This window comes from Pseudomonas sp. FW305-25 (assembly GCF_017351415.1).
GTDB classification, from domain to species: domain Bacteria; phylum Pseudomonadota; class Gammaproteobacteria; order Pseudomonadales; family Pseudomonadaceae; genus Aquipseudomonas; species Aquipseudomonas chlororaphis.
In genome coordinates this window covers 1-18,502 of the sequence record NZ_JACNDE010000020.1, presented here as the reverse complement: position 1 = coordinate 18,502, position 18,502 = coordinate 1, and the positions used below count along the sequence as shown (strand labels likewise).

Genomic DNA, 18,502 nt, shown 5'->3' with positions numbered 1-18,502 from the left:
TTCCTGAAAACCACCAATCTAGAAGTTACAAATCGATAAACTCTGAGGATACTTTCAGCACGGACTTAGATACCGGAACCAGTCTTGCTATCACATCCCCTCGCCTGATCATAGTTCGCTCTTTGATATTAATAGCAATTGAAAAATCAACAAAATCTTTAGCTTTTTTTGATAAAATCAACCCGCCGGGTATATCAATACCTGCTATCGAGTTGTCCGCCCCCAGAGTCAATATTGCCATGTCGTCAGGAATACTCAAACTCCACCCAAAATTCCACTCAACGGTGCCTTGGCCATTGGGTGTAAACATTGGAACCCATTTTCCATCTCGATCGAAATCGTAAAGTCTCAGCCAGTTGGAGGAAGGGAAAGCGATATATGAACTCCCCCTTCTCCATAGTTCTTTTAAATTTGCACTGTTAGCAATCGAGAGTATTTCTTCCTCCTCAAGTAACGCCGAGATTTCCACATCAAAGAGAGGCTCAAGCACTACATCAACCGGGGAGCAAACGTCCCAGCCCATTTGATCGTATAGCCGCCAAGGCCAGCAATTCTCTTTGCGCCTGCTTTGGCGTAAATACCGGAATGAGTTATAAACCGAACTGTTATCATCAGTAACAGAGCCCCTGCTGGCTCGTACATACGGCAAGATTGCCCATGAAAGTGTTTTCTTGAAAACGAAGGAACTCATATATCCTCCTCAGGAAATAAGTTTAAGCTTGCTTGCATGCTGTCAACAATCAATCATGATTCATATTATAATCAAGTGATTGCACCTTTCGGCTCGCGAGTTACTGGTTGGCGAGATTGGAGTTTGAGAGCAATAAGCACCGCCAACGCAATAGTACTTATTGTGAAAAATACCACAGTATAAAAAGCAAATGACAATGTATAGGTTTCAATTAAATATCCAGCTAACAAGGCACCTATCCCGGAACCGACATTGTATGTGGCTCCGATCGAAGCATTCGCCTCATTTATATTTTCCCTTGCGAACGCCTTAGGGACGCGAACAAAAGCAGCGATAAACATCGGCGTCATTGCTAGGCCTACTACAAAAGCTATAGCCAGCGAAAAAATTGAGCTGGTTGAGAACGCTATAAATGAAATAAAAATTGCCGACAGGCATGGCATAGCAAAATAGGCTATTCCAGCATGTCTATCCGACAACTTTAACTTTCCATAAATCAAACCTCCTACAATACCGCCGACTGAAGTAACTGCCGCTAATACACCCGTGAATGCCACTGTGCTGTAAAAACTCGACCAAGCTGAAAATGCTATATTACAAAACCCTATGGTGAATGCAAAGCTGAGCATGGGCAAGCTCAGAACAAGTCCTGGCGCTGTCATCGCGATCGGCTTCTTAAAATATCTAACCACTACTTTTGGCAGTGTCTTAGCCTCAAAAACATCAATCACTTGAGGCCCTGAGCGATAAGCAAAATAAAAAAGCAGTAGTGTTCCCAACAATACGGTTGCGGAACCCAAAAGTATCGCCCATTGAGGACCTATGAAAGACCATAGAACCGCAACTAACAGCGGGGAGCACACAAAAACACTTTCTTCTAATATTGAATCTAAAGCATGTAGAGCTCTTCGCTCGTCTTCGTTCGGGGCGACAATCGACCAAGTTGAGCGTAAAACCACACTATTTAAAGGTGCTACCGCAGAAGCTATCAATACAAAAAAAGTACCATGATATATAGTATCGTTACTCCTTAACAAAACAAACGCAAAAAATAGCGATATCGCTGTCAAGAACGTCATAACTGGCAAAATAACTTTTGGGCTATATCTATCAATTATTCGACCGCGGACAGGTGCTGTAAGCGATGATGCAAACATAAAGCAAATGGATGCAACTCCAGCAGATAAAAACTCATCCTCCTGCATATAGACTGCAGTAAGACCGAAAGGTATAAGTCCGGCAGCTAGCCGCCCCAGGCTTGCGGATAAAAGGAGCCCAACAAATCCACGTCGCGACAATAGAGACTTATAAGAAACACTAGATATATCCATCAATTAAAGCCTCTCTCCCTTGAAGTAATTGGCTCCCGCGCTCCAGCTGATCAAAATATTAATAGCCTCGTCAATTAAGCAATTATCATTGTCGCTAACACACTCCCTATTTTCAATTATTAATTGGTCTCGAACACGACGAGGTGCAACCCTGCCGACTATCTCATCCCCTGCAAGTACTGGCACAAAATAATGGCCAAAGCTCCGTTGATTGGCAGGTTTATAAGCCTCCAGAAGGTAATCCTTTGCAAACAGTCTTTTAAGACGGGGTCTATGCCATATCAAAGAATCAAAGGGGGATAATGGTACTAATCGCTCAGCCTGGAAAGACGCAAACGTCAACCCCTGTGGCGAAGCCCAAGCGCGGCAATTCCATCCCTCCACCTTAACTTCTGGGAACTCTAACTGCTCAATACACTGTGCTACTATGGCCTTTGGCAAACGAAAGTAATCTACTATATCATCCAAACTAGCCACGCCTAGTGCATTCATCGCCTTGGAAACAAGTTCATGAAAACAATCTGAATCAGTAATCTCCATTTTCAAAATGTAAGGTGGAACAACGTTTTCCGTAGCAGAGTACTCTCGATGAATCCCTGCCCTACTCGTAGATATCAATTCGCCTGTCCAAAGTAACCATTCGGCTGCTATCCGCAAGGATGAGGATCTAGCCCAGCCTTCACCCTTTCCATCTTTGAAATCTCGACTAGAGATTTTAAAATCCTCCAAAATCATCGATCTAATTTTTACTATAGACTGGGGCTGCGGAGTGGGTCCACGCCAGCCATATTGTAAAATTCGGCGTCTTAAAAAACCAAACCAAGGCCAAGACTCTATTGGAAGCAAAGCTAGCGCATGACCTGGGTAGACGAATCTAAGATTAGCGCACTGGCTACTCAGTAGTGAAGTTGCCTCGAGCATAGAGGCACCTCTTGAAAGGCAAACTAGTTCATGGGACTCACGAACAGCCCTAAGAGGGTCTAGTTGAATGCATCCAACTTTCGAAAAAATATCTGTAACCGATAATACGTCATGCCCCAATCCTTGGCTGAAGATAGCAATATTACGGGCTTCTCTAGAAGAAATAGCGATACTCATATTATTTGTAATTCTTTTATAAAGCGGGGGAGGCAGAGAAAATGGGCGCTAAATATAGCGCCCATTCACTTTAGGCCTCTACAGTCATCTGCAGGTTGCTTCTATTACCTAAAAGGACTGTTGCAGGATCAAACATAGAAATACTGCAGGGGCCGTTACCTACCCTTGTCTGTGAATAACTTGATGCCGGCATGGCGACTTTACTCGCTATGTCGATGCCCTTTAAATTAACAAACGTTATTGAGTGAGGTATCAGCTTGACAGAGTTGACAGCCACAGCCCCCATCAGAACTCTTGAAAAGTTCGAGATAACGATCATATCGTTATCTTGAATAATACCTCGAGGTGCCGAGCCTGCCTGGATATAGCGCTGTATGCTGAACGTTTCTAAAGAAATGACAGCTACTGCATTTGTCCGCTCCAGAGTAACGAATGCGAATTGACCATCAGACGAAAAGGCTACTGCGCGAGCACCACACAACCCATCATCACAATCTACATCGACCCTATATTGAACTGTATCGGAGTCCAGCGCGATAACTGGAACGTGATCGGTAGCATTACACGCTACCAAAGCGAAGCGACCGCTAGGATCAATGTTAAGGCTATAAGGATTTGAGTTTTCAGGGAGCTCGATGCGTGCGACCTCCTTGACGCCCTCCACAACATTTTCCTTGAGACTGGAAAGATCCAACTTCGAGATGTAGCTGTCTCCCCAGATGCATACGTATGCCCAATTGCCATCTTTTGTTATCCCCAGGTGGCGCGGATCTCGGCCAACGGGTAACTGCAACACTTCTTTGCTGATACTTAAATCCACGAGAGACATTGTGTCGGACCCAGAGTTCGACACAAGCATATACCTGTCGCCAGGAATGATGCCAATCCCGCGTGGGCCCATGCCCACCGTGATTCGTTGCACTTCACGGTGATTGAATGGGTCAAGCTCCGAAACAGTGCAACCACTTGTATTGGAAACAAATCCCCGCCCAGCTTTCGTAAACTTCACAGAGCCTCGCGGGGCGTTACCAACTTTTATCTGTTTCACAACTTGGTAACCATGGTCATCTTTCCTGATAACCGAAATGGTGCCTTGATCTGTATCGGTCGAGTAAAATTCAATAGCCATTAGAACTCCTTGTTAGGCAGGCACAGCTCAGTAATAAAACTGAGCTCTGTCTGCCACCACAGTCTAAATTGATCGTTCCGAGGTTTGCCCAGACACGTTCCAGTCAAGGGCCTCCTGCGTGAAAGCAATATATATACCAAATGCAGGTAAAGTGGTTTATGACGTTAATTCGTGGGGCATCGATGCTTTGAAGGCCTTATTGTACGACTATCAGAGGGCATTATTTTGTCGCGCGACGGTGCGTTTTTCTTCGCTGCGCACTTTATAGGTGCCTTATTGGCAGGCCGACGGCGTAGAGATATGAGGCGAACGGCGGGGCCGCATGCTCGTCGATCAACTCCCTATGCAAGTTCGCATTGTCCTGGATCAACAGCCGAGCCTCGATCAGCGAGCGATCCTGGGTTGTTGGCTTCATGGCTCAAGCAGAACAGTAATGATCGATGGGATATGAAGTGCTTCCAGAATAGCGGGAGATAGTTACTGCCGCCCGTAGCCTGGACTTCGGCACAGGCTTGGCGACGTTGATCAAGATTTTCCTCGAGGGACAGATATCACGAATCAAACTGCCGGCTTTTCGCTATCCTGGAACTGAAGCGCCTGAATTAGTGCATGATCTTGAGTAGTGGGTTCCAAGCGGAGAAGATGACTGAGGCGGAACAATAGCGAACGATGGGATTTAAAGTGCTTCCAGATCAGCGGTAAATAGTTGTTACCGCCGGAGGCCTGAACTTCTGCACAGGTTTCGCGCAATCGGTCCAGGTTGCCATTGGGAGAGAGGTATTCCCGAATCAGGCTGCCGGCCTCCAAATTCGGGCTTGCGTTGGTTTTGGGGTCCATTGCTCCCCAAGTTCCCCAATGAATCTGGCTTACAGCATGAGTTCGCTCGGTGGAAACTTTTCACACCGACCGTTCGCAATCTGCTCCCAGCCCCACTCGCGTAGCCGTGTCGCACGCCAGTAATTCTTGACGACAACCGCTGGGGTATTCGTTTCATCATTCAGGTCAAATTGTGGGGCCATAGCGAACTGCACATCCAGCCCGAAATCACCTTTGAGCAAGCGTTGCATGACCTTGACCCGCTGCGGCCAACTCAGGGAGCGCTTGTAACCGTGCTCTGTGTTGTAGACCAGCAGATTGAGATGGGCGGATGCCTGCATAAAGTCGTTTTCAACCATCCACATTTTGAGATGCGGCTCAAGCCCAAGCGGCAGAATGTCGCGAATGAACAAACCCAGCAGTGGCAAACCGGTTTTGCGCGCATGCAGTTCAATGCTCAGCATCAACAACACATTTGCTCAAATCGTTCACGTATCGCACAACACGGTACGGGCATTGCGTGATCAACTCGAACTGAGCGGTGAACGCTAGGAGTCCCTCAAGGTACTCGATGACGCCACCTTCAGTTTGCGCTTTAACTAAGCGCCGTCGTGCTCCAACTCTACGCAAAGTCGTACCGCCGTGGCATGAGATTCATGAGCAATTGCGCTTTCGTGACATGACATTGGACTTACTCTGGCAAGAGTTCCGGGAAAAAGAGCCCGACGGGGTGTCTTACGCGCAGTTCACCCGACACTATCGGGCCTGGGTGAAAACGCAGAAAATCAGCATGCGGCAAGTGCACGCACCAGGCGACAAGATGTTTGTCGACTTCTGCGGTCGCACGATGCCGATCACCGATCCTGATGCTGGTGAAGTCACCGCCTGCCAAGTGTTTGTTGCCACCCTAGGCTCTTCCGGCTATCTATTTGCGATAGCTGTCGCCAGTCAAACGACACAAGACTGGCTTCGTTGCCACATCGAAGCACTGGAATACTTCGACGGTGTGCCGCGCTTTGTCGTACCAGACAACCTCAAGGCCGCGGCTCTCAAAACTACCCGTAACAGTCTCGTCCTCAACAAGGCTTATTCAGAACTCTCCGAGCACTACGACTTCACCATCATTCCCTCCCGGCCACGCAAACCAAAGGACAAGTCGCTGGCCGAGGTCGGTGTGCAAATTGTCCAACGCTTTGTCTTGGCGCGATTGCGTGATCGGACGTTTTTCTCCCTGGACAAACTCAATCAGCAGATTAGCTATTGGATGGAGCAACTGAACCAACGGGTAACGCGCTCCTATCCCAAAAGTCGGTTGGTGCGATTTCAGGAAACGGATTCACCCGCCTTAAAGCCACTCCCGGAAAGGCAATACACCTCACCAGCGTCTGGAGTCAGCCTGCGCATATGCGAACTCACTTGGCATTGTCAGCTCCGAACGGCTTCGCGCCATTTTGCGTAATGGCTCGGACCTTCGGCGTCCGCCAATGATTACGACGCCTGCCATTGAACATTCGAATATCCGGGGAGCGACCTACTACGCCTCCCAAGAGGAGAAGCCTGTATGAAACAGTTATTGAATACCTGCCAACAACTGCTTGATCTAGGCCTGAAAGGTATGGCCCGTGCCTATGAGCATCAGTTGAACCAACCGAATCTTCAGAAACAACCGTTCGACTTACGTCTTGGCCTGATGATGGAGTCCGAAACGAGTGAGCGTGAAACCCGTAAGGTTGAGCGTTTTCTGAAAAGTGCCAAACTGCGCGAGTCACAGGCCACATTGGAAGGCGTTGAGTACAAGGCGAGCCGAGGGCTGGATCGCAACGCGGTCACGACACTGGCAGATTGTGAATGGTTACGTCGCCGGCAGAATCTCATTTTGACCGGCGCTACCGGCACCGGAAAAACCTGGTTAGCCTGCGCCTTTGGTAATCAAGCCTGCCGCCTGGGGTTCAATACCTACTACCGTACGGCCACACAGCTGTTTGAAGACATCACACTCTCTTATGCGGACCACACACTTCCGAAACTGCGTAGGCAATTGATCAAGGCGCAACTCCTGATTATCGATGACCTGGGCATCGGGGGCATTGACTCCCAGCTCGGTCCCTTCCTTTTAGATATCATCGACCAGCAATCACATAATGGTTCCTTGCTGATCACCAGCCAGTACCCCAAGGAAAAATGGTACGACCTTTTTACCGATCCGACGATTGCCGATGCGGTGTTGGACCGGATCGCTCACAAGGCGCATGTGATTCCGCTCAAGGGTGAATCGATGCGCAAACTCAAAAGCAGAAAGCGCTGAAGACTGACGACCACTCCACCTTTGGGTGGAGTGGTCAAGTCGAATGCAAACGACTGGTCAGTGGCAATGCAATTAGGTGGTCAAGTGTGATGCAATTTCGCAAGCTGCCTTCAACTACCAGCTCTCGTCACGCCCCAAGGCGCTTTCCCACTGCCATTGCAGCCAGTGCCGGAAAAGCCATGGGGCGGCATTCGCCAGCTATGGCAGCGTGTTGCGCAGCGATCTGCGCATCGTGCAGGGCGCCGGGAACCTCCAGTCCTATCGATCGTCCGAAACGGTGCTGCGCCAGTTTTGCGGCCAGTGCGGTTCGTCGCTGTTCTGGTCCAGGGACCAGGGCGAATACGCCGACTGGATCTCGATCGCCCTGGGCACTCTGGATACGCCCTTCACCGCGGATAAACAGAAACACATTCAGGTGGCGTTCAAGGCTTCGTGGTACGAAATCCAGGACAATTGGCCGCAAGAACCATGACTGCGATAAGGCAAACACGGATGGCAACCGACGCAAGGCACCCCCAAACGCATCCACTCCGCCAGACGGCCCCAGGGCCAGGCGCGATACCCTCTAAGCTGAATAGAACAGCACTGCGAACACGCCTCTACCGTCTTGATACAGGGGAACCGGAATGACCAGAACAGCAGTACGCCCATACTCGTCATGGATCCTGTTTTCCCTGCTCGCCATCAACCTGGCGCTGATCGCGGGATGTTCAAGCAAAGCCGCCAAGTATCGTTATTCGACCGCCAGCATCGGCTCGAACTGTTACGCCAAAGCGCTGCCCACTTCCGGCGAGGGTGGCCTGGCCTGGGGTTCCACCCTGGGCATGGCGCGCCAGAAATCCCTGAATAACTGCATCCGATATGCCGGTCGCTCCGGCGGCACGCCCGGCACTTGCAAAGTGGTGTTGGCGGAGTGCAAGAAATAGCAGTGCAAAAGAAATAACAGGGAGCTTGCGAAGCAGGCCGCTCGGTTCTCAGGGTATTCGTTTATCTGGATGCCCTACCCTCATCAGGTCGACAACATGGAGGTTGATATGGGGAACGCGGTAAACAAACGCGTCGTGGTCATTGGCGCGGGCATAGTGGGCGCGTCCCTGGCGTATCACCTGGCGGGCAGAGGCGCGAAGGTCATTCTGGTGGAGGCTGAAGACATAGCGTCCGGGGTGACGGGACGCTCATTCGCCTGGATCAACACCGCCCACGACGGGCCCGATCCCATCGCCTCATTGCGCGGTGCGGCGATCCAGGAATACCGCCGGCTCGAAACCGAGCTGCCTGGCCTGAAGGTGCGCTGGAGCGGTGCCCTGTCTTACGGCACAAACCCGAGTGAAGCGCTGCACGCCTCGGGTCACCCGCCTTCGGCAACCCAGCTGTCGCGCTCACAGATCCTCGACCTCGAGCCAAACCTCAAGCATCCCCCGCAGCAGGCCATGTACGCCGCCGAAGAAGGCGCGCTGGACGCCGTGCAAGCAACCCAGGCGTTGATCGCCGGCGCCCAGGCTCATGGCGCGCAGGTGCTCACCCAGACGCGGGTGCTCGGCTTTACCACCCAGGGTGCGCAGGTGACAGGCGTCGCAACCGCAAGGGGCCGTATCGAGGCCGACGTTGTCGTGCTGGCCGCCGGGACGGGCATCAAGCAGCTGACCGAGTTGCTGAACCTGCCCCTGCCAATAGCGGCCTCCCCAGCCATATTGATCCGCTACGCCTCACAACCCGACCTCGTGCGCACCCTTATCTCCAGCCCGGAAATGGAAGTGCGGCAAGGCCCGGACGGCACGCTGCTGGCGGCGGAAGACTACCTGGACGACACGTTGGAAAACCAGCCAGCCGCGATAGCGCTGCGCACCGCCCAGGCCATCCGGAACGAGCTCCACGGGGTTGCGTCCATCGAGCTGGAGTCGGCCTGTGTCGGGCTCAGGCCCATGCCGGTCGATGGCACGCCCATCATCGGCTATCTGCCCGATATCGGCGATGTGTATGTGTGTGCGATGCACCCTGGCGTCACGCTGGCGGCGATAGTCGGCCGCCTGGCCAGCGAGGAGATCATCGACGACACGACATCCCCTGCCCTTGCCCTCTGCCGTCCCGGGCGATTTTTCCAGGCATAGGGACCATGACCGACCGCGAGCAACTCCATCGAGAGGGTTACGTGCTGCTGCGCCAAGCGATCCCGGCCGAGTGGCTGGGTGAGCTGCGTGCCGTGTTCGACGCAGGCGTGATGCCGTCGAGCCAATGGCCTGTGCCCCGTGGCATGGACTGGCGCCATTCGCTGCTGGACGCGGATTCGACGGTTCAGGCGGTGTGTCGCCTGCCGCAGGTGCTGGCGGTGGTGGGCGAGTTGATCGGGGAACGCTTCTTCCTCTCCCAGGTGGAAGGTCGCGAACCTCTTGCCGGTGGCGGCCATCAGCAACTGCACCGCGACCTGTCGGCCCAGCGGCCAGGCGACATAGCCAACGCCCTGGCTTTTTTCGACGACTATGGCCCCGGGAACGGCGCCACCCGCATCGTCCCCGGCAGCCATCGCCCCGGGCCGGGAGAGCCGCCACTGGACTTCACCGACGAGTCCCGGTCGGTGCAGCTTTCAGGTTCCGCCGGGGACATCCTGGTGTTCGATGTCGATCTGGTGCACGCGGGCTGCCTGAACCCGAGCGGCGCACGCCGCCGCTCGCTGCTGATCAGCTATTTTTCCGAACCGCTCTATGCCTCGCACCTGGAAACCCTGGGCCTGCGCAATATCCGCATGGACACGAGCGAGCGCTTCGATCCGGCGGACTTTGCCCTCGGCCGGGTCTAGTCCGCTCGCCGCCGCGCCTCCCCTCAAGGGCCATGAAGTGCTGAACGATTGCCTGTATCGGATGGCATAATCCCCCATCGTTCATAACAGGGGCGGATAAATGACCACTGAAAGCTACGACCTGCTCGCGATCTTCGCCGCCGTGGCCCAGGAGCGCAGCTTCACCCGCGCCGCCGCCAGGCTCGGCATGTCGCAGCCGGCCTTGAGCCGGGCCATGCGCCAATTGGAAGAACGCCTGGGCGTCAGGCTGCTGGCGCGCACCACCCGCAGCGTCTCCCCCACCGAAGCCGGCGAACACCTGCTGCGGGTGGTCTCCCCCCGGTTCGAGGAAATCAACGACGAGCTGGCCTTGCTCAGCAAGTTCCGCGACAAGCCGGCGGGCAAACTGCGCATCACCGCTGGCGAGCATTCGGCGATCACGGTCCTGCAACCGGCGCTGGAGAAGCTGCTGCCTGAGCATCCCGACCTCAACATCGAGATCATCGTCGACTACGGCCTGACCGATATCGTCGCGGAAGGCTTCGACGCCGGCGTGCGCCTGGGCGAGCAAGTCGCCAAGGACATGATCGCGGTGCGCATCGGCCCCGACATGCGCATGGCCGTGGTTGGCTCCCCGGAATACTTCGCCCGCTACCCCAAGCCAAAAGTGCCAAGCGACCTGATGCAGCACAATTGCATCAACCTGCGCATGCCGACCTACGGCGGGATCTTCTCCTGGGAGTTCGAGAAAAAGGGCCAGGCACTGAAGGTGCGGGTCGAGGGCCAGCTGGTGTTCAACAACATCGCCATGCGCCTGGACGCCGCCCTCAAGGGGCTGGGGCTGGCCTATATGCCGGAAGACCTGGTGCTGGCCCATGTCGAGCAGGGTCGCTTGATTCGCGTGCTGGCGGACTGGTGCGAACCCTTCTCCGGCTACCACCTCTACTACCCCAGCCGGCGCCAGAGCTCACCGGCCTTCACCCTGCTGCGCGACGCCCTGCGTTACGCGAACTGATGCCCTGAGCGGGGGCCGACTCATGGCCGCCCGGCGCTTGCCGCCAGGTGTTCTTCCAACGCCTCGCCGGCCCGCTTGGCCGCATCGGCCTCGCCCTGCTCGGCCAGCACCCAGACCAGTTGCCGCAGTTGCCCGGCGCTCAGCCCTACCCTGATGCTGGCGGCCATGTGCGAGCGCAGTTGCGGCTCCGCGCCGGGGGTGGCAGCCAACGCGCCGACCGTGGCCAGCTCACGACTTTGCCAATCCAGGTTGTCGCGCTCGAAGATGTCGCCGAACAGATGGGCCTGCAGGTACTGGTTGATCACCGGGGCGAAGTCGAACAGCGGCCCCTGGACCGGCGCGCCGGAAATCCGCGTCTGGTTGGCCTTGCCCGTCGCCAGCAGCGCGTCACCCGTGGGAATGCCGGCGCTGGGCTCGCGCCCTGGAACGTCCTCGATGCCGCGTTGCTTGCGCGCCTCGAGCACTTTCATCAGCTCGCCAAGGGCATTGAGGCTGCGCGGAAAGCCGGCGTAGGCATAGAGCTGCACCAGGACTTCCCTGGCCTCGCTGACGGTCAGTCCGGCATCCAGCCCCTGGTTCAAGGCGGCATTGAGCCGCGGCATATTGCTGGTGGCCATGGCCGCCGCGATCAACGGGATGGCCTGCTGCTTGTGGGACAGCGTCTCGGAAGCGGTGGGTACGGAGGACATGGCTTGAGGCTCCCTAGGGTTCTGCGCGGCGTGGCTCGACGTCATCGCCAGGTTAAGGCTCAGCAGCGCGAAGGCCACTGTCATCCCTCCGGGCCTGCACCGCTTAACGGGCGTTGTATTGGTCATCGGTGACCTTCTCCAGCCATTGCACGCTCTTGCCATCCACCGCGCCGGTCACCGCCAGGTGGGTCATGGCGCTCGTCGCCGCGGCTCCGTGCCAGTGCTTGACGCCCGGCGGGCAGACGATCACGTCTCCCGGATGGATTTCCTGCACCGGCTTGCCCCACTCCTGCGTCAGGCCCACGCCGGAAACTACCACCAGGCGCTGCCCCGCGGGATGGGTATGCCAGGCCGAGCGCGCGCCCGGCTCGAAGGTCACGTAGGCGCCGGAGGCATTGATCGAGCTGCTGGCGGGAAACAGCGGATCGACGCGCACCCGCCCGGAAAAGTAATCCTCCGGGCCCGCGACCGAAGCCTGGCTACCTGCACGACTGATCTGCTGGGTGGCGAAAGGCTCGCTGGGGTTTTCAGCCTGGCCGGCCGCGTCAGCCAAGGGCGCCGCGGCACATACCGCGAGCCCCAACAGGGTCTTGTTCATGATGAGAATTCCTCGTTGGTCGAGCCTATTGAAATGGCGAGCCGTTGCGGCGATCACAGCGTCCTGGCGTAGAACGCCGTCAGCTTGCTGATGGCCGCGTCCACATACTGGGGCACCCAGTAGGTTTCGATATGGGTGGCGCCGTCGATCTTGAACAGCTCCTTGTCCTGGGTGCCGGTGGCCTTGGCGAACGCATCCTCGGTCATGTAGAGGCTGTCGGCCTTGCTGCCGGCGATCATCAGCAACGGCTGCCGGATCAGTTCGATCTGCTGGGTGGCGTCGAAGCGCATCAGGTCCAGCAGGCTGCTGGTGGTGTATTTGAAGGTCGAGTTGGGGTGCGCGTGGGTTTTCCAGTAGTACTCGTAGCCCTGCCGATACAGCGCGAAGGGCAATTGGGCGATCTGTTCGTCAGTCAGGTTGGCATCCCCCGAATACAGCACTTCGCCGCCGGCCGCTTCCTGGGCACGGGCCGCCGAAGCCTGCTGCAGGCGTTGCTGGATGCTGTCCAGTTGCGAGTCGTTGTAGCCATTGCGGCGAACCCGCCCGGAGTTGAACAGGCTCACCGTCGCAATCGACTTGAAGCGTTTGTCGGTTTGCGCCGCGGCCAACGAATAACCACCGCCGCCGCAGATGCCGAGCAGGCCCAGGCGCGTGTTATCGACGCCGGGATATCCGGCGATGAAATCCGCCATGCCATGGATGTCCTCGATGCGGTACGCGGGCTTGTCCACGCTGCGCGGCTGGCCGCCACTGGCGCCCTGGTAGGCCGCATCCGCGGCGATGGTGATGTAGCCCTGGTCGGCCAGGCGCTGGGCATACAGGCCGGCGACCTGCTCCTTGACCCCGCCATTGGGGTGCGCCACCACCACGACCGGGTATTGCTTCGCCGGGTCATAGTTCGCCGGGGTGTAGACGTTGGCGGAGATGTCCAGGCCATTGAGCTTGTAGCTGACCGGATGGATGTTGACCTTGCCCGGCTCGTTCTTGCTGATCGCGCCCTCGTAGACCAGGGTGAACGGATTCTGCTTGTAGTCCGCGGCCTCGGCGGCCGACATCCCGACCATCGCGGCCATAAGCGTGGCCTTCAGCGTTTGCTTCATTTGAATACTCCTGCCCTGCTTTTGAAGAACACGGCAGCCAGCCGCCGTGCCCATAGTCAATCCAGAGACTTCTCTGCAAGAAACCTCGAAACCAGGTCCGCGATCTCGACATTGTTGAGGTCCGAGAACGGGAAGTGGCTGTTGCCCTTGATCCCGATCTCCGGCAAGTGGATCAGCCTGGCGTCACCGCCATGCCGGTTCACCGCATCGCGCCACAGGCGCGCCATCTCGAGCCGGGCGCGCCAGCTGTCCTGGGCCGGCAAACGCACCGGCTGGGCGGGGATGTTGTCGCCATAGAGGATCAGGATAGGAATGCGCGTCAGCGCCTCGAACTGCGCCTGGCTCACGACCTGCGCGGCGACGGTGTCGAACGCGCTGGGAATCGGCGCCGGCGCCTCGCCCTCGGGAAACACGAAGCTGCTGCCCGGCTCGAACGCGACGATGGCCCGCACGTTGCGGCTCTTGATCGCCGTCAGCCAACCCGGCCCGCCCCCCTGGGAATGGGTGAACAGAATGGCCGGGCCGGTCTTCTCCAGCAGCGCCGACACGCCATCGGACACCACCTCGATGTCGTAAGGGCCGGTGTTGGGGGTCATCGAACGGAAGAACTGCTCCTGCGCCGCCCGCCCCGGCGGGAACTGGCTGCCCGCGAAGGTCTCGGGCCACAGGCCGATGCGGAACTGGTTGAACCACAACTGCTCGTCCGCCACCGGCTTGATCGTCGCTTCGACCAGGCTGCGCCCCGCATCGCCACGGCGCGGCTGGTCGATCAGGTAGGTGGAGAAACCGCGACGCAGGAAGATGTTCTGGAAACCTTCACGCCCATCGGCCGTGGTCTCCCAGGACTTCGCCGACTGCCCCGCGCCGTGCCACATGACAATCGGCAGCGGGCGTGCGTTAACCGGCTTCTGGTAGAAGGCATATACATGGTCGCCGTGGTAGGTCTGGCCATTGGGATTCATCGGGTTGTAGGGATCGAAGGTGCCCGGCTGAGTGTGCACGCCACCGCCCGCGATCAGGCTGCCCTGATCCTCGATCACCAGCGGACCGCGCTCGCTCGCCTCAACAACCGCGCCGCTGCACAGGGCAAAACAGAGGGTGCCCGCCCTAGCGGCGGCGGGCATGTACTTGCGGATCAGGTGCTGGGTCATGGAGGGCTCTCGATTGGAAATCGCAGAACCCCAACTTACCCCTCGGCCATTGATTGATAAATGGCACGGATTGGATAGGACTGATACCAGAAACGCATAGGTAGACTAATTGTCCCGCCCACCGCCAAATGACCATTCCTCTGCCTCAGTGGTGGTAATCACCACCATCACATCCTCGGCATCGATGCCTGGCGCCCGGCCCAGTCGCACGCTCGCCAGCTCGGGTCGACGCACGTCGACATCCCTCCTTCATCACTGGCGTTTTTTCTGTCATTGGGGGGGGTGTTTAACAACACCTATCAATGGATCCATTAAAAGCGAAAGCAACAGCTATCAGTCCGATAATCGCCCACAAACAAACCTTAAACCTGGACCTTGTCGTTGACACTCAAACACCGCAGCCCCTCTAATGGATCCATTAAATAAAAACAATCACTCCCAGGAGAGCCCTCCATGTACCCCAAGAACACTTGGTACGTTGCCTGCACCCCCGATGAAATCGCCGACAAGCCCCTGGGGCGGCAGATCTGTGGGGAGAAGATGGTGTTTTACCGTGGCCTGGAGGGCCGGGTCGCGGCGGTCGAGGACTTCTGCCCCCATCGCGGCGCGCCGCTATCCCTGGGGTATGTGGAAAACGGCAACCTGGTGTGCGGTTATCACGGGCTGGTGATGGGCTGCGATGGCAAGACCGTGGCAATGCCCGGGCAACGGGTGCGCGGCTTCCCGTGCAACAAGACCTTTGCCGTGGTCGAGCGCTACGGCTTTATCTGGGTCTGGCCCGGCGACCAGGCGTTGGCCGACCCGGCGCTGATCCATCATCTGGAATGGGCGGTCAGCGATGAGTGGGCCTACGGTGGCGGGCTGTTCCATATCCAGTGCGACTACCGCCTGATGATCGACAACCTGATGGACCTGACCCACGAAACCTACGTCCACGCCTCCAGCATCGGCCAGAAGGAAATCGACGAGGCGCCACCGACCACCACGGTCGAGGGTAATGAAGTGGTCACCGCGCGGCATATGCAAAACATCATGGCCCCGCCGTTCTGGCGCATGGCCCTGCGCGGCAACGGCCTGGCCGACGACGTGCCGGTGGACCGCTGGCAGATCTGCCGCTTCACCCCGCCCAGCCATGTGCTGATCGAAGTCGGCGTGGCCCATGCCGGCCAGGGCGGCTACAACGCGCCGGCGCAGTTCAAGGCATCGAGCATAGTGGTGGATTTCATCACCCCAGAGAGCGACACCTCGATCTGGTACTTCTGGGGCATGGCGCGCAACTTCAACCCACAGGACGAGGCGCTGACCGCGAGCATTCGCGAGGGCCAGGGCAAGATTTTCAGCGAAGACCTGGAGATGCTCGAACGCCAGCAGCAGAGCCTGCTGGCCCACCCCACGCGCAACCTGCTCAAGCTGAATATCGACGCCGGCGGCGTGCAGTCGCGGCGGGTTCTGGAGCGCCTGATCGCCCAGGAGCGCGCCGGCGAAGCACAACTGATCGCCACGGCCTGAGCCCTGCGCGGCGCTACGCCGGCAGTGCACCGGTGCCGCGCCCTGCCCTTTCCCCAGCCTTTTATCCAAGAAAAGAAACAGAAGTGACCGCCCTGGGCGGCAGCACTCGGAGGACCGACGATGATCGATGTGGTGGTGGTATCCCGTAACGACGAAGCCCAGGACATCTGCAGCTACGAGCTGGCCAGTGCCGATGACCGCCCGCTGCCGGGCTTCAGCGCCGGCGCGCATATCGATGTGCACCTGCCCGGCGGCTTGATCCGCCAATACTCCCTGTGCAACCACCCCGAAGAACGCCATCGCTACCTGATCGGCGTGCTCAAGGACCCGGCCTCCCGCGGCGGCTCGCTGGCCATGCACGAGCAGATCCACCCCGGCACGCGTCTGCACATCAGCGAGCCGCGCAACCTGTTTCCGTTGGCCCATGAAGCCCGGCGCAGCCTGCTGTTCGCCGGCGGCATCGGCATCACCCCGATCCTGTGCATGGCCGAGCGCCTGGCCCACAGCGGCGCCGATTTCGAACTGCATTACTGCGCCCGCTCCAGCGAGCGCGCGGCCTTTGTCCAACGCCTGCGCGATTCATCCTTCGCCGAGCGGGTGTTCCTGCATTTCGACCAGGAACCCGAGACGGCGCTGGACGCGGCCAAGGTCCTGGCCGCGCCGCGCAACGATGTTCATGTCTATGTGTGCGGCCCCGGCGGCTTTATGCAGCATGTGCTGGACACGGCCAAGGCCGCGGGCTGGCGGGAGGACTGCCTGCACCGCGAATACTTCGCCGCCGCCCCCGTCGATACCCGCGCCGACGGCAGTTTCTCGGTCAAGGTCGCCAGCAACGGTCAGGTCTTCGAAGTGCCTGCGGACAAGAGCGTGGTGCAGGTCCTGGAAAGCCATGGCATCGACATTGCCATGTCCTGCGAACAAGGGATTTGCGGCACCTGCCTGACCCGGGTACTGGAGGGCGTGCCGGAGCACCGCGACCTGTTCCTCACCGAGGACGAGCAGGCGCGCAACGACCAGTTCACCCCCTGCTGCTCGCGCTCGAAAACGCCGCTGCTGGTGCTGGATATCTGAAGGGAGTCAGGCGGGGCGGAGGATGACCTTCATCCGCTCGTCCGCCGCTGCGCTGCTGAAGATCTCGGCATAACGCAGGGTCGCGTTGGCATGCTCGCGCATGATCGCCTCGGCCCGCGCGCCCTGGCGATTGACCAGGGCGTCGAACACCGAATGGTGCTGCATATGGGCGTAGTTGAAGCGCCGGTATTCGCGAGCCATGTCCTGGCGATCCACCGCCAGCGCGGTCACCGAGGCGAACGGCAGATTATCGTTGCGCGCCAGGGCATCGGCGATCGCCGGGTTGTGGCTGCCTTCGACAATCACCTGGTGAAAACGCATGTTGAGGTCGTGATAGACCTCCAGGTCGTCCTCGGTCACATAACCCTTGGCGAACAATTGGTCGCCCTGGGCCAGGCACAACTCCAGGGCCGCCCGCGCCGCCTCCGACAAGCCGCGCTCGGCAGTCTGACGCGCCGCCAGCCCTTCGAGCACACCCCGCACCTCGACCGCGCCGGCAATGTCCTCGGCACTCACCGAACGCACCTGGAACCCCCGCCCGCCAAACCGCACCAGCAGGCCTTCCTGCTCCAGGGTACGGAACGCCATACGCACCGGCATCCGCGACACCCCGAACAACTCCGCGGTCGGAATCTCCATCAGCCGTTCACCGGCCGCCAGCTCGCCCGAGGCGATCATCTTGCGCAACGCGACCAGCACCAATTGACCGGGCTTACTCATCCAGGCAACTTCCAGAAAACGTGGGCGGCCATAGTACCGCAAGCCTTGTGCCGGCGGCATGCGGATAGCACCGTGCCGACAATGGCGACCTCACGGACGCCATCGCGGGCAAGCCTCGCTCCTACAGAAAATGCGTAACCTACTGCCTCACAGCACACGCCTCCCTGTAGCCGCTGCCGCAGGCTGCGATAAGGCCGCAGGCCTTCAGTGATCTCAAGACCGTGCGCCCCCTTCGGGGTCGATCGCAGCCTCGCAGGCTCGGCAGCGGCTACAGGAAACACACCCACCCAGGCCGGCCGGCAGGCCGCCGTCTTGCTTTGGCTTTGGCTTTTGATCTGAACGCCCCGTTAACCACGATGGCCGAACGCAGGCATTGAGCCGTGGGTAACCCGGCAGGGATGCCGGGTTAGCCGCCCCAGGCCATGGATGGCCTGTGGCGGCGGCCCACGGATCGATGCCTTCGTTCGGGCATGCCGAGCCTTAGCGAGGCACCGAGTGGTGGGGCA

General features: G+C 58.0%; 17 protein-coding genes and 3 pseudogenes. 9 read left to right on the top strand and 11 right to left on the bottom strand.

Annotation, left to right across the window (positions count from 1 at the left end; genetic code table 11):
* Positions 1 to 25 precede the first annotated feature (25 nt).
* The 6 genes and pseudogenes from J4E58_RS18840 to J4E58_RS18810 form a co-directional block, all read right to left on the bottom strand.
* The gene (locus tag J4E58_RS18840) at positions 26 to 691 is read right to left on the bottom strand and encodes a hypothetical protein (protein ID WP_143481861.1); all 666 of its coding nucleotides are present in this window, start codon (positions 689 to 691) and stop codon (positions 26 to 28) included.
* A 71-nt stretch (positions 692 to 762) separates the two neighbouring features.
* The gene (locus J4E58_RS18835; RefSeq protein WP_143481862.1) at positions 763 to 2,022 is read right to left on the bottom strand and encodes an MFS transporter; all 1,260 of its coding nucleotides are present in this window, start codon (positions 2,020 to 2,022) and stop codon (positions 763 to 765) included.
* A gap of 3 nt (positions 2,023 to 2,025) precedes the next feature.
* Complete coding sequence (locus tag J4E58_RS18830) at positions 2,026 to 3,120, bottom strand: DNA glycosylase AlkZ-like family protein (protein ID WP_087087779.1); 1,095 nt, start codon at positions 3,118 to 3,120, stop codon at positions 2,026 to 2,028.
* A gap of 70 nt (positions 3,121 to 3,190) precedes the next feature.
* On the bottom strand, positions 3,191 to 4,249 hold the full coding sequence (locus J4E58_RS18825; protein ID WP_087087781.1) for a YncE family protein: 1,059 nt from the start codon (positions 4,247 to 4,249) through the stop codon (positions 3,191 to 3,193).
* Between the two features lie 573 nt (positions 4,250 to 4,822).
* A pseudogene (locus J4E58_RS18815) lies at positions 4,823 to 5,053 on the bottom strand (hypothetical protein); the annotation flags it as partial.
* 62 nt (positions 5,054 to 5,115) lie between these two features.
* Complete coding sequence (locus J4E58_RS18810; RefSeq protein WP_143481863.1) at positions 5,116 to 5,529, bottom strand: hypothetical protein; 414 nt, start codon at positions 5,527 to 5,529, stop codon at positions 5,116 to 5,118.
* Positions 5,530 to 5,636: 107 nt separating this feature from the next.
* Between J4E58_RS18810 and istA the strand changes: the two genes are divergently transcribed.
* The 7 genes from istA (at position 5,637) to J4E58_RS18775 (ending at position 11,158) form a co-directional block, all read left to right on the top strand.
* Positions 5,637 to 6,524, top strand: coding sequence for an IS21 family transposase (istA, locus tag J4E58_RS18805; RefSeq protein WP_256583245.1), 888 nt, complete (start codon positions 5,637 to 5,639; stop codon positions 6,522 to 6,524).
* A 102-nt stretch (positions 6,525 to 6,626) separates the two neighbouring features.
* Complete coding sequence (istB, locus tag J4E58_RS18800; protein ID WP_087087785.1) at positions 6,627 to 7,370, top strand: IS21-like element helper ATPase IstB; 744 nt, start codon at positions 6,627 to 6,629, stop codon at positions 7,368 to 7,370.
* A gap of 76 nt (positions 7,371 to 7,446) precedes the next feature.
* A complete protein-coding gene (locus J4E58_RS18795; RefSeq protein WP_087087787.1) occupies positions 7,447 to 7,842 on the top strand; it encodes a GFA family protein in 396 nt (131 codons plus the stop codon).
* Between the two features lie 154 nt (positions 7,843 to 7,996).
* Complete coding sequence (locus J4E58_RS18790) at positions 7,997 to 8,296, top strand: hypothetical protein (RefSeq protein WP_007932027.1); 300 nt, start codon at positions 7,997 to 7,999, stop codon at positions 8,294 to 8,296.
* A 108-nt stretch (positions 8,297 to 8,404) separates the two neighbouring features.
* Positions 8,405 to 9,478 (top strand): FAD-binding oxidoreductase, encoded by a 1,074-nt coding sequence (locus J4E58_RS18785; RefSeq protein ID WP_087087789.1) that lies wholly within the window; start codon positions 8,405 to 8,407, stop codon positions 9,476 to 9,478.
* 5 nt (positions 9,479 to 9,483) lie between these two features.
* Positions 9,484 to 10,164, top strand: coding sequence for a phytanoyl-CoA dioxygenase family protein (locus J4E58_RS18780; RefSeq protein WP_087087791.1), 681 nt, complete (start codon positions 9,484 to 9,486; stop codon positions 10,162 to 10,164).
* 100 nt (positions 10,165 to 10,264) lie between these two features.
* Positions 10,265 to 11,158, top strand: coding sequence for a LysR family transcriptional regulator (locus tag J4E58_RS18775; protein WP_087087793.1), 894 nt, complete (start codon positions 10,265 to 10,267; stop codon positions 11,156 to 11,158).
* Between the two features lie 20 nt (positions 11,159 to 11,178).
* Here the strand turns inward: J4E58_RS18775 and J4E58_RS31995 are convergent.
* The 4 genes and pseudogenes from J4E58_RS31995 to J4E58_RS18750 all read right to left on the bottom strand — a co-directional run.
* Positions 11,179 to 12,445, bottom strand: a pseudogene (locus J4E58_RS31995) (cupin domain-containing carboxymuconolactone decarboxylase family protein).
* 53 nt (positions 12,446 to 12,498) lie between these two features.
* Positions 12,499 to 13,545, bottom strand: a complete 1,047-nt coding sequence (locus J4E58_RS18760) for an alpha/beta hydrolase (protein ID WP_007932039.1) — start codon at positions 13,543 to 13,545, stop codon at positions 12,499 to 12,501.
* A 56-nt stretch (positions 13,546 to 13,601) separates the two neighbouring features.
* Positions 13,602 to 14,696, bottom strand: coding sequence for an alpha/beta fold hydrolase (locus tag J4E58_RS18755; protein ID WP_053260806.1), 1,095 nt, complete (start codon positions 14,694 to 14,696; stop codon positions 13,602 to 13,604).
* A 105-nt stretch (positions 14,697 to 14,801) separates the two neighbouring features.
* Positions 14,802 to 14,903 (bottom strand): annotated as a pseudogene (locus J4E58_RS18750) (tautomerase family protein); the annotation flags it as partial.
* Between the two features lie 246 nt (positions 14,904 to 15,149).
* Here J4E58_RS18750 and J4E58_RS18745 point away from each other — a divergent pair.
* Positions 15,150 to 16,205 carry an aromatic ring-hydroxylating dioxygenase subunit alpha gene (locus tag J4E58_RS18745; protein WP_087087800.1) on the top strand — a complete coding sequence of 352 codons (1,056 nt, stop codon included), beginning with the start codon at positions 15,150 to 15,152 and terminating at the stop codon, positions 16,203 to 16,205.
* Positions 16,206 to 16,325: 120 nt separating this feature from the next.
* Entirely contained in the window at positions 16,326 to 17,276 is a 951-nt protein-coding gene (locus J4E58_RS18740) for a PDR/VanB family oxidoreductase (RefSeq protein WP_087087802.1), read from the top strand.
* Between the two features lie 6 nt (positions 17,277 to 17,282).
* Here J4E58_RS18740 and J4E58_RS18735 read toward each other — a convergent pair whose 3' ends face one another.
* Positions 17,283 to 17,996 carry a GntR family transcriptional regulator gene (locus J4E58_RS18735; RefSeq protein WP_087087804.1) on the bottom strand — a complete coding sequence of 238 codons (714 nt, stop codon included), beginning with the start codon at positions 17,994 to 17,996 and terminating at the stop codon, positions 17,283 to 17,285.
* Positions 17,997 to 18,502: the final 506 nt, after the last annotated feature.

What these genes read in the sequence shown, in the direction of transcription:
- J4E58_RS18840 (WP_143481861.1), bottom strand. Translation starts at nt 691, where the DNA reads ATGAGTTCCTTCGTTTTCAAGAAAACACTTTCATGGGCAATCTTGCCG.
- J4E58_RS18835 (WP_143481862.1), bottom strand. Translation starts at nt 2,022, where the DNA reads ATGGATATATCTAGTGTTTCTTATAAGTCTCTATTGTCGCGACGTGGA.
- J4E58_RS18830 (WP_087087779.1), bottom strand. Translation starts at nt 3,120, where the DNA reads ATGAGTATCGCTATTTCTTCTAGAGAAGCCCGTAATATTGCTATCTTC.
- J4E58_RS18825 (WP_087087781.1), bottom strand. Translation starts at nt 4,249, where the DNA reads ATGGCTATTGAATTTTACTCGACCGATACAGATCAAGGCACCATTTCG.
- J4E58_RS18810 (WP_143481863.1), bottom strand. Translation starts at nt 5,529, where the DNA reads ATGCTGAGCATTGAACTGCATGCGCGCAAAACCGGTTTGCCACTGCTG.
- istA (WP_256583245.1), top strand. Translation starts at nt 5,637, where the DNA reads ATGACGCCACCTTCAGTTTGCGCTTTAACTAAGCGCCGTCGTGCTCCA.
- istB (WP_087087785.1), top strand. Translation starts at nt 6,627, where the DNA reads ATGAAACAGTTATTGAATACCTGCCAACAACTGCTTGATCTAGGCCTG.
- J4E58_RS18790 (WP_007932027.1), top strand. Translation starts at nt 7,997, where the DNA reads ATGACCAGAACAGCAGTACGCCCATACTCGTCATGGATCCTGTTTTCC.
- J4E58_RS18785 (WP_087087789.1), top strand. Translation starts at nt 8,405, where the DNA reads ATGGGGAACGCGGTAAACAAACGCGTCGTGGTCATTGGCGCGGGCATA.
- J4E58_RS18780 (WP_087087791.1), top strand. Translation starts at nt 9,484, where the DNA reads ATGACCGACCGCGAGCAACTCCATCGAGAGGGTTACGTGCTGCTGCGC.
- J4E58_RS18775 (WP_087087793.1), top strand. Translation starts at nt 10,265, where the DNA reads ATGACCACTGAAAGCTACGACCTGCTCGCGATCTTCGCCGCCGTGGCC.
- J4E58_RS18760 (WP_007932039.1), bottom strand. Translation starts at nt 13,545, where the DNA reads ATGAAGCAAACGCTGAAGGCCACGCTTATGGCCGCGATGGTCGGGATG.
- J4E58_RS18755 (WP_053260806.1), bottom strand. Translation starts at nt 14,696, where the DNA reads ATGACCCAGCACCTGATCCGCAAGTACATGCCCGCCGCCGCTAGGGCG.
- J4E58_RS18745 (WP_087087800.1), top strand. Translation starts at nt 15,150, where the DNA reads ATGTACCCCAAGAACACTTGGTACGTTGCCTGCACCCCCGATGAAATC.
- J4E58_RS18740 (WP_087087802.1), top strand. Translation starts at nt 16,326, where the DNA reads ATGATCGATGTGGTGGTGGTATCCCGTAACGACGAAGCCCAGGACATC.
- J4E58_RS18735 (WP_087087804.1), bottom strand. Translation starts at nt 17,996, where the DNA reads ATGAGTAAGCCCGGTCAATTGGTGCTGGTCGCGTTGCGCAAGATGATC.